Annotated in this window: 7 protein-coding genes; all 7 read right to left on the reverse strand. The window is 42.5% G+C overall.

Annotation, left to right across the window (positions count from 1 at the left end):
* Positions 1-237: 237 nt before the first annotated feature.
* The 7 genes from HT730_RS09060 to HT730_RS09090 all read right to left on the reverse strand — a co-directional run bounded on the left by HT730_RS09060 (position 238) and on the right by HT730_RS09090 (position 8,723).
* A complete protein-coding gene (locus HT730_RS09060; protein WP_240151482.1) occupies positions 238-786 on the reverse strand; it encodes a GNAT family N-acetyltransferase in 549 nt (182 codons plus the stop codon).
* The gene (locus tag HT730_RS09065) at positions 783-1,244 is read right to left on the reverse strand and encodes a GNAT family N-acetyltransferase (RefSeq protein WP_173307394.1); all 462 of its coding nucleotides are present in this window, start codon (positions 1,242-1,244) and stop codon (positions 783-785) included. The genes HT730_RS09060 and HT730_RS09065 overlap by 4 nt, the downstream gene beginning before the upstream one ends.
* A gap of 9 nt (positions 1,245-1,253) precedes the next feature.
* On the reverse strand, positions 1,254-2,588 hold the full coding sequence (gene murC, locus HT730_RS09070; protein WP_173307395.1) for a UDP-N-acetylmuramate--L-alanine ligase: 1,335 nt from the start codon (positions 2,586-2,588) through the stop codon (positions 1,254-1,256).
* Between the two features lie 10 nt (positions 2,589-2,598).
* A complete protein-coding gene (locus HT730_RS09075) occupies positions 2,599-3,216 on the reverse strand; it encodes a cystathionine gamma-synthase (protein WP_173307396.1) in 618 nt (205 codons plus the stop codon).
* A 47-nt stretch (positions 3,217-3,263) separates the two neighbouring features.
* Entirely contained in the window at positions 3,264-6,362 is a 3,099-nt protein-coding gene (locus HT730_RS09080; RefSeq protein WP_173307397.1) for a DEAD/DEAH box helicase, read from the reverse strand.
* A 92-nt stretch (positions 6,363-6,454) separates the two neighbouring features.
* Positions 6,455-7,621 (reverse strand): MalY/PatB family protein, encoded by a 1,167-nt coding sequence (locus HT730_RS09085; protein ID WP_173307398.1) that lies wholly within the window; start codon positions 7,619-7,621, stop codon positions 6,455-6,457.
* Between the two features lie 7 nt (positions 7,622-7,628).
* Positions 7,629-8,723, reverse strand: coding sequence for a cystathionine gamma-synthase (locus HT730_RS09090; RefSeq protein ID WP_016399612.1), 1,095 nt, complete (start codon positions 8,721-8,723; stop codon positions 7,629-7,631).
* Positions 8,724-8,975: the final 252 nt, after the last annotated feature.

Below are 8,975 nucleotides of genomic sequence, written 5' to 3' on the forward strand. Positions count from 1 at the left end.
AGCTTCCGAGTTTGATTTTCATTTACTAGAAATGAAGCTGATGAGAGATAGCAGTAGATATTTGCGTCAGGATGTGATGGAAAATGATAAAAAGACCTCATGAGATTGGCATATCAGACTACTAAAGTATTGAGTTTGTTAGGATTTTATACTCAATGAAAATCAAAGAGCAAACTAGGAAGCTAGCCGCAGGTTGCTCAAAGCACTGTTTTGAGGTTGTAGATAAGACTGACGAAGTCAGTCACATATATACGGTAAGGCGACGCTGACGTGGTTTGAATTTGATTTTCGAAGAGTATTAGCTTCCCAGACCATATCATACCAAGTTTCCCCTGCAAAGGTTGACTGGGACAAGCCTTCGTTGACAAATCCATGTTTTTCATAGTAGGCGATGAGATAGTCATGACAGGTTAGGTTAATGCCATCTCTCTTATCCTCAAGAGCAACTTCTTTCAGGGCTGTCAGCAATTTCTTACCCAGTCCGAGGCCCTGTGCTTCTTTGGCAATAGACAGACAGGTCACAGAGATATAGCCACCAGGCTCATGACTATAGTCTTTTATGTCTTCTGTAAAAGACTGGTCTTGCAGATGGCGGTGAGGGGCAACTGGCCCTTCTATATAACCCATGATTCTTCCTTCTTTTTCCGCAACCAGAAAAGAGGTCTGAATTTCTCGCAAATGTGCCTCAAAGACAGATCGAGGAATGGCTTCTTCAACCGAGAAATTCTCTAGTTCAATCTCGACGATACGATCCAAATCTTCTAATCTTGCTTGTCTGATTTTCATTGTACCTCCAGATAATAGGGATTAAACCAAATCATACTAAAACCCTGGCTAGTTTCATAAAGAGAAGTTTCTTCATCAATAAAACCGTTCATTTCAAAATAGGAAAGCAGCTCATCAGGACTCTCCAAACGAATCCCCTTGTACTCCAGCTCAACTGCCACCTCTTTCAAGGCTGCAAGAAGAAGTGTTCCCAAGCCCTGTCTCTGATGGTCAGACTCAATAACTAAAGAATGTACTTTTAGACATTGCGGATTGTCTGACTGGGGACTTGATAGAATATAGCCTAAAAGTTGATTTTCATCCCTAGCTAGAAGAAAGGTATCCGCACACTTACGGATACTTTCTTCTAAAATATGGGAAGGTTGCTGCTTTTCAGCTGGATAAGACGAAGTTTGAAGTGCCTCTATCTCAGCCAAATCAGACTTACTTGCCTGAATGATCTTAATTGGAATTTCCATAAGAATATCCTACTGAACATTGCTTGTCAAGTTAGACAAGAGACGCTCAAATGAGTATTCATAGGTTTGAATGTCTCCTGCACCCATAAAGACATAAACAGCATTGTCATGGTCAAGGAGTGGAGAAACATTTTCAACAGTGATCACTTGGTGTTTTTTGTTGATTTTTTGGGCTAGGTCTTCTACCTTAACGTCACCATGGTCTACTTCACGAGCTGACCCATAAATTTGCGCTAGGTAAACAGCATCCGCTTGGTTCAAAGCGTGAGCAAATTCGTCCAACAAGGCAATGGTTCTTGTAAAGGTATGCGGTTGGAAGACTGCTACAATTTCCTTGCTTGGGTATTTCTGACGAGCCGCATCCAAGGTCGCAATAATTTCTGTTGGATGGTGGGCAAAGTCATCGATAATAACTGTATCATTGACAATTTTCTCAGTGAAACGACGCTTAACACCGGCAAATGTTTTCAAGTGCTCACGCACCAAGTTCAAATCAAATCCTGCTGTGTAAAGAAGACCAATAACGGCTGTCGCATTCATGATATTGTGACGACCAAAGGTTGGAATGTGGAATTGCCCCAAGTCTTGTCCACGGAAATGAACCGTGAAAGTTGACCCAGTTGTAGAACGAAGAAGATCGCTAGCTACAAAGTCATTACCTTCTGCTTCAAAGCCATAATAATAAATCGGAGCATTGGCTGTAATTTTACGCAATTCTGCATCTTCACCATAGACAAAAAGACCCTTGGTAATTTGTTTGGCATAGTCATTAAAGGCATTGAAAACATCCTCGAGACTTGTGAAATAGTCTGGATGGTCAAAGTCAATGTTGGTGATAATAGAGTATTCTGGATGGTAAGGCATAAAGTGGCGTTCATATTCGTCAGATTCAAAGACAAAATATTTGGCATTGGCCGAACCACGACCTGTCCCATCCCCAATCAAGAAGCTAGTGTCTGTGATGTGAGACAAGACATGAGACAACATACCTGTCGTTGAAGTTTTTCCATGCGCTCCAGCTACTCCCATGCTAACAAAGTCACGCATAAAGCTACCTAGAAATTCATGGTAACGTTTGTAGCTGATACCATTTTGGTCCGCATAGGCAATTTCGACGTTGTTATCTGGACGGAAGGCATTTCCAGCGATAATTTCCATATCACCGTCTAAGTTCTTTTCATCAAAAGGAAGAATAGTAATTCCTGCCTGCTCAAGACCACGTTGAGTAAAGTAGTATTTTTCAACATCTGATCCTTGAACCTTGTGCCCCATTTGGTGCAACATCAAGGCCAAGGCACTCATCCCTGATCCCTTAATTCCGATAAAATGATATGTCTTTGACATGTTTCCTCCCCTATTCTGTAATTCTGGTCAGATTCAACTCTTGGGCAACCCGACGTTCTTGTTCTGTTTGTTTGCTTTTTTTATTGTAGATTTGGCTATTTTTTAGAAAATCATAGTTGTTTTTCTTTGGAGCAGGTGCTGACACTTCTTCATTCTTGGTAGAGATAGATTTGACTTCTTCCGCTAAGATATAATGAGACTGGGTCAATTTTTGGCTATATTTGACAAATTCACCAGGATTTTCCTTTTGGAAAGGCGCTGTCGGTTGATTGCCCTGTCTAAGAAGGCCTGATTTAGAATGACGTCTCGTACGGCTGAAATCCTGAGTTAGGTAGTTAGCAGAGCGTTTCTTTTTCAAGTCTGCACGCGCTTCTTCACGCGCCACCTCCGCATAGCTCTTTCCTTCTTTTTTAACCCCTAAAGGAGCCTTTTTAGGTTTCTCTACTTGCTTTTCAATCGGTTTTACTGGCGCCTCTTCAGTAATAGGAGCCCATTCTAAATAATTTTTATCTCGATACTCACCCTTGATATTACTGATCAGATCAGACTCATCGTACAAGTTCATGACTGGCATTTCAGTCAGCATGACCTCGTCATCTGACACCAATGGAAATCGTTCTTGTTTCATTTTCTATTTCCTTTCAACACTTCATTATAGCGTATTGTCTTGATTTTTCAAGTGCTGGCTTCAGAAATTCCCAAAATTTCTCTAATTTCTGCTAGGGTCAGACTGCCACGTGACTCTGTTCCATCCAATACTTGTGACACCAGATGTTTCTTTTGTTCTTGGAGTTCCTGAATTTTTTCTTCAATGGTTCCCTTGGTTACCAAGCGATAGACCTCAACCGTTTCTTCCTGACCCATCCTATAGGCACGGCCAATGGCTTGCGCTTCCACCGCAGGATTCCACCAAAGGTCAACCAAGATAACCGTATCAGCACCTGTCAGGTTCAGTCCGACACCACCAGCCTTGAGGGAAATCAGAAAGGCATCTCTTTCCCCTTGGTTAAAGGCCTTGGTCATGTCTTGTCTTTCCTTGGCTGGGGTTGAACCCGTAATTTTAAAGGAAGTCAAGCCCAAGTCTGGCAATTCTTGTTCAATTTTCTCCAACATTCCCTTGAACTGAGAGAAAATCAAGACACGGTGTCCACCGTCTGCCACCTGTACTAGTAAATCTCGAAAACTATCCAGCTTGCCACTGGCTCCCTGATAATCTTCCATAAAGAGGGCAGGGGTGTCACAGATTTGGCGCAAGCGCATCAGACCAGACAAGATTTCCACCCGACTTCGCTGGAATTCTTGGTCTGAAACTTGAACCAGACGGTCTCGCATCTGTTGCAACTGGGCTAGGTAGATAGCCTTTTGCTGGTCTTCCAGTTCATTCTTATAAACCACTTCAATCAAGTCTGGCAATTCAGTCAGAACTTCTTCTTTCTTGCGCCGCATAACAAAAGGCTTGATAAACTGAGCCACTCGCTCAGCTGGCAATTTCATAAATTCTTTCTTGCTTGGCAAAAGTCCTGGCAAGACGATTTGGAAAATAGACCACAGCTCACCTAGATGGTTTTCAATCGGAGTCCCTGACAAGGCAAAGATCGACGGCACCACAAATTGTCTCAAGGTCTGGGCAATCTTGGTCTGGGCGTTCTTCATGACCTGAGCCTCATCTAAGAAAAGGAAGTCAAAGGCCATCCCCTGATAAAGCTCACTGTCCTGACGGAAGGTAGCATAGCTCGTCACAAAGATTTGATGGCTCTCAGCAAGAATCTCCTCACGACTAGCTTTCAAACCATGAACAACAGCCACATCCAACTGTGGGGCAAATTTCTGAAATTCATCTGCCCAGTTGTAAATCAAACCAGATGGAGCTAAAATCAAGACCCGACTTTCTTTTGTCACTTGACTGGTCAAAAAAGCAATGGTCTGAAGGGTTTTACCCAATCCCATATCATCAGCCAAAATCCCACCAAAACCATAATGATGGAGCATTTGTAGCCAGCCGATTCCCTTTTCCTGATAATCTCGCAAATCAGCCTGAACCTGAGTTGCTTGTCTAGGGAAGTCCTCTGGATGCGTCAAGTCGTGAGCCAGATTCTGGAATTCTTGTGAAAAAGAAACACGGTCACGCCCTTCAAAAAGATGGGCTAAACTGTAGGCCAAGGATTTCCGAGCCTGTAAGGCCCCATCTTTTAACTCAAATTTCCCCAGTTCCTGTAAATTTTGGCGAATTTTCTTGGTTTCTTCATCGAAAAAGTAGACTTGGTTAGACGAACCAATGTAAAAATCCTTGTTGGCAATCAAGGCCTGCATGGCTTGGTCAATTTCCTCTTGGGCAATATCTTGAAAATCAAACTGGATTTCCAAGAGACCTCCCTTAGAAGCAATCTGCACTTGAGGACTCGCTAGGCTATAAAGCTCTTCTAACTTGTCTGATAGGTCAACATTCCCGAGTTTTTCAAAGACTGGAATGATTTCGTGGAAAAAATGATAAACAGACTCTGCTTTTAGGGCCTGACGCCAAGATTGAAAATCTGCTTCAAAACCTGCAAGCAAACAGACTTGGAAAACTCTTTCTTCTAAGTCAGCATCACTCGAATATGGTAATTCTTCTAACTCTTGTCGGCTAGATACCTGCTTATCTCCATAATCAAACTGAATTTCTAAACGAATCCGATTATCTTCTTCCCTGTCAAAGTAAAAAGAGGGTGCAAAAGTTTTGATTTGTAAACGTTCTGGAGCTGAAACGGTGCCCATTTGGTTAAAAAGAGTTAAACAAGAAGCCAATTTATCTCGGTCACTGCTATCAAATTGCAGGTGTTTTTTCCCATGTTGATCCACAGGCAACGCTTTAATTTCCTTGAGAAGACGCATCTGCTGGTCTCTTAGAAAATAAACCTGACCTTTATGAAAAAGCACAGCTCCCTGATAAAAGACATTGACCCTTAGACTCTCACTGATTTCCATTTCAAAATAATCCGAGTATTCTGTTACTGTAAAGGCAAAGAGATTGGCATCAGCATGCATATCCTGAAAAAGCAGGATATGGTAGCTATCCACTTGGTGGTCAAATTGAAAATGCGGCAAGGTCATCAGTAAATTCACACCCTGCTCAAAAAAAGTTAGAGGGAAAAAGAGGTGCCGACCCTGGTTTTGGAAAAAGAGGTCTGGAGCCTGTCCTTCCTCCATCAGTCCTCGCAAGAAAGTCAGAAGTTCTTGACTGGCCTCATCAAAGGCTTCCCAAGAAAGAGACTCCTCATAAATCTTGCCAATCATATAAGACTTTCTCTGCTCGACAATCCTTAAAAAGAGTAGAATGTCTCGAATGACATAGTATTTTTGGCTATTGATTTGGCCGATTCTCAGGGTCCACAAGATATGATTGGTTCCTGCTTCCACCTGCCCCACAGCCGATAATTCATAAGCTCGGTCTGATTTTGGAGATAAGATTCGTTCCAAAAATTTGCCACCCAAGGTCACCTTGGTTTCAACGGCCTCTTTTTCTTCATGACCTTCTTCCAGCCCCTGCAAGATTTTCTGACCACGCTCATCATTTTTTAGAAAATGCTCCAGCGCTGCCAAATGCACACAGTAGCCCCTCTTTTGGAAAAAATCGCAGGCACAAAAAACTAAATCATCCTCTAAACTATAGCGCAGTTCTTCTTCTGCAACGCGAGCGTAGAGCCGATTGTTCTTTTCCTTGATGATGTCAACCTTACCAGTTTCATAAAGGGCAACGCCTTCGATACGGACTTTCCCCGGAATCAATTTAGCCATATTTTTACCTTTACCTTATCTTTTTATTATACCATATTTTCCCCTATGAAAATAGCCTTCTAGGATGACTTTTCTCCTAGAAGGCTGGATTTTTAAAGTTTACCAAAAGTCGTCACAATCCGCTGACAAACTTCTTGCAGCAGGGATTTAGGCATAGCTACATTGAGACGGGCATGGAGACTCCCTTCCTCTCCAAAATCCAAACCACGGTTGAGGATAACCTTGGCTTCATTTCTCAAAAGCTCTTGTAATGTTTCATCAGTCAGATCATAGGCTGAAAAATCAAGCCAAATCAAGTAGGTTCCTTGCGGTTTCATGACCTTGATTTTAGTCTCTTTTCCAAATAAATCTACCACATAATTAATATGGTCTTCAAAGACTTGCTTGAGTTCCTCTAACCAATCTTTACCGTATCGATAGGCAGCTTCTGTCGCCAAATAACCCAAGCCTGAAATTTCATGCTGGTTATTGGCCAACTGGCGTTTCTGGTATGCCACTCGCAACTTAGGATTTTCAATGACTGCATAGGAATTTTTTGTCCCAGCAATATTAAAGGTTTTAGTGGCACTGGTCAAGACGATAGCAAATTCTTTAAAGTCAGGGTTGACAGTATTGAAGGAATGATGCTTGTGACCAAAGAGGGCCAAATCTTGGTGAATCTCATCTGAAACCAAGAAAACACCGTGTTTTTGACAGAGTTGGCCAATCTTGTCCAACACTTCCTTTTCCCAAACACGTCCACCAGGATTGTGAGGATTGCAGAGAATATAAAGTTTGACATCCTCTTCCACCAAATCCTTTTCAAGTCGGTCAAAGTCAATCTCAAACAGACCATCCTTTTCCACCAAAGAATTGGTAATCAATCTACGGTTGTTCAACTTGACACTGCGAGCAAAAGGTGGGTAGACAGGTGTGTTAATCAGAACCGCTTCGCCTTCTTTTGTGAAAGCTTGAATAGCTGTTGAGATGGCTGGTACCACACCCTCGATAAAGACAAGAGCTTCTTTGTCAAAGTGGTAACCGTGTTGTGTATCCTCCCACTTTTGAACTTCGTGAATCAACTCTTCACTGGCATAGGTATAGCCATAAACCAATTGATCAGCGTAAGTTTGCACGGCTTGGCGGATTTCAGGCAAGACTACAAAGTCCATATCCGCTATCCAAGCTGGTAGGACTTCACTATCCGTTTCTGCTTCTTTCCATTTATAGGTATGATGCCCTAAACGGTTTGGCAGGCTTGTAAAATCATATTTTCCCATCTTTGTCTTATCCTTCCAAGGCTTGGCGCAAATCTGCAATCAAATCTCTAGCATCCTCAATCCCAATAGACAAACGCAAGAGGTCATCTGTCAAACCATAAGAATGGCGCACTTCTGCTGGAATATCAGCGTGAGTTTGTGTCGTTGGATAAGTAATAAGACTTTCTACCCCACCCAAACTTTCCGCAAAAGAGAAGACCTTGAGGCTGTTTAAAATGTGAGGAATGCGTGTTTCATCGGCTACTTTAAAGGAAATCATCCCCCCTCGACCAGTGTAGAGAACTTCCTTAACTGCTGGAGAATCCTTCAAAAAGGCAACCACTTCTTGGGCGTTAGCTGTTGAGCGCTCCATACGAAGAGACAAGGTCTTGAGACCACGAATCAATTGATAACTGTCAAATGGAGACAAGACTGCCCCTGTCGTATTGAGATTGTAGAAAAGCTTCTCGTATAGTTCTAAACTATTGGTCACAACCACTCCAGCCAAGACATCATTGTGCCCTGCTAGATACTTGGTTGCCGAATGGAGAACGATATCTGCTCCATCTTCAATCGGACGTTGGTAGATAGGGCTGTAGAAGGTATTGTCCACCACCACTTTAGCACCCTTAGCATGAGCCAATTTGGCTAGTTTTTCGATATCAAATTCCAACATCAAGGGATTGGTTGGTGTTTCGATATAGAGAACATCCACGTCCTTTTCTAACTCGGCAATCAACTCTTCTTCTGTATTGGCATAGGTAAAATGGAAACGGCCTTCCTGCTCCACTTGATTGAACCAGCGGAAAGAACCACCGTAAAGGTCACGGACAGCCAAAACCTTACTTCCTACTGGGAAGACACTAAAGGCCAGTACAATAGCTGACATCCCTGAGCTAGTCGCTAGCGCATAGTCTGCTGACTCAATAGCCGCCAAGACTTCTTCAGCCTTACTGCGAGTTGGGTTTTTAGTACGCGTATAGTCAAAACCAGTAGACTGACCAAACTCTGGATGCTGATAGGTCGTTGAAAAATGAAGCGGTGTCACCAAAGCTCCTGTCGCTTCATCTGATTTAATGCCCGCCTGGGCCAAAATTGTGTTAATGTGTAATTCCTTGCTCATACAATTCCTCCAAATCTATAGTAACTATTGTACCACTTATTTTCATCAACTCATTTTCTTCTTTTCAAGAGCTAGTTATAGTTTCAAACTATAGACTTATACTCTTCGAAAATCTCTTCAAACCACGTCAGCGTCGCCTTACCGTATATATGTGACTGACTTCGTCAGTCTTATCTACAACCTCAAAACAGTGTTTTGAGCTGACTTCGTCAGTCTTATCTACAACCTCAAAACAGTGTTTTGAGCAGCTTG

Origin of the sequence: Streptococcus sp. k-628, from assembly GCF_013277475.1 — a bacterium.
Lineage (GTDB): Bacteria > Bacillota > Bacilli > Lactobacillales > Streptococcaceae > Streptococcus.

What these genes read in the sequence shown, in the direction of transcription:
- HT730_RS09090 (WP_016399612.1), bottom strand. Translation starts at nt 8,723, where the DNA reads ATGAGCAAGGAATTACACATTAACACAATTTTGGCCCAGGCGGGCATT.
- HT730_RS09075 (WP_173307396.1), bottom strand. Translation starts at nt 3,216, where the DNA reads ATGAAACAAGAACGATTTCCATTGGTGTCAGATGACGAGGTCATGCTG.
- HT730_RS09080 (WP_173307397.1), bottom strand. Translation starts at nt 6,362, where the DNA reads ATGGCTAAATTGATTCCGGGGAAAGTCCGTATCGAAGGCGTTGCCCTT.
- HT730_RS09085 (WP_173307398.1), bottom strand. Translation starts at nt 7,621, where the DNA reads ATGGGAAAATATGATTTTACAAGCCTGCCAAACCGTTTAGGGCATCAT.
- murC (WP_173307395.1), bottom strand. Translation starts at nt 2,588, where the DNA reads ATGTCAAAGACATATCATTTTATCGGAATTAAGGGATCAGGGATGAGT.
- HT730_RS09060 (WP_240151482.1), bottom strand. Translation starts at nt 786, where the DNA reads ATGAAAATCAGACAAGCAAGATTAGAAGATTTGGATCGTATCGTCGAG.
- HT730_RS09065 (WP_173307394.1), bottom strand. Translation starts at nt 1,244, where the DNA reads ATGGAAATTCCAATTAAGATCATTCAGGCAAGTAAGTCTGATTTGGCT.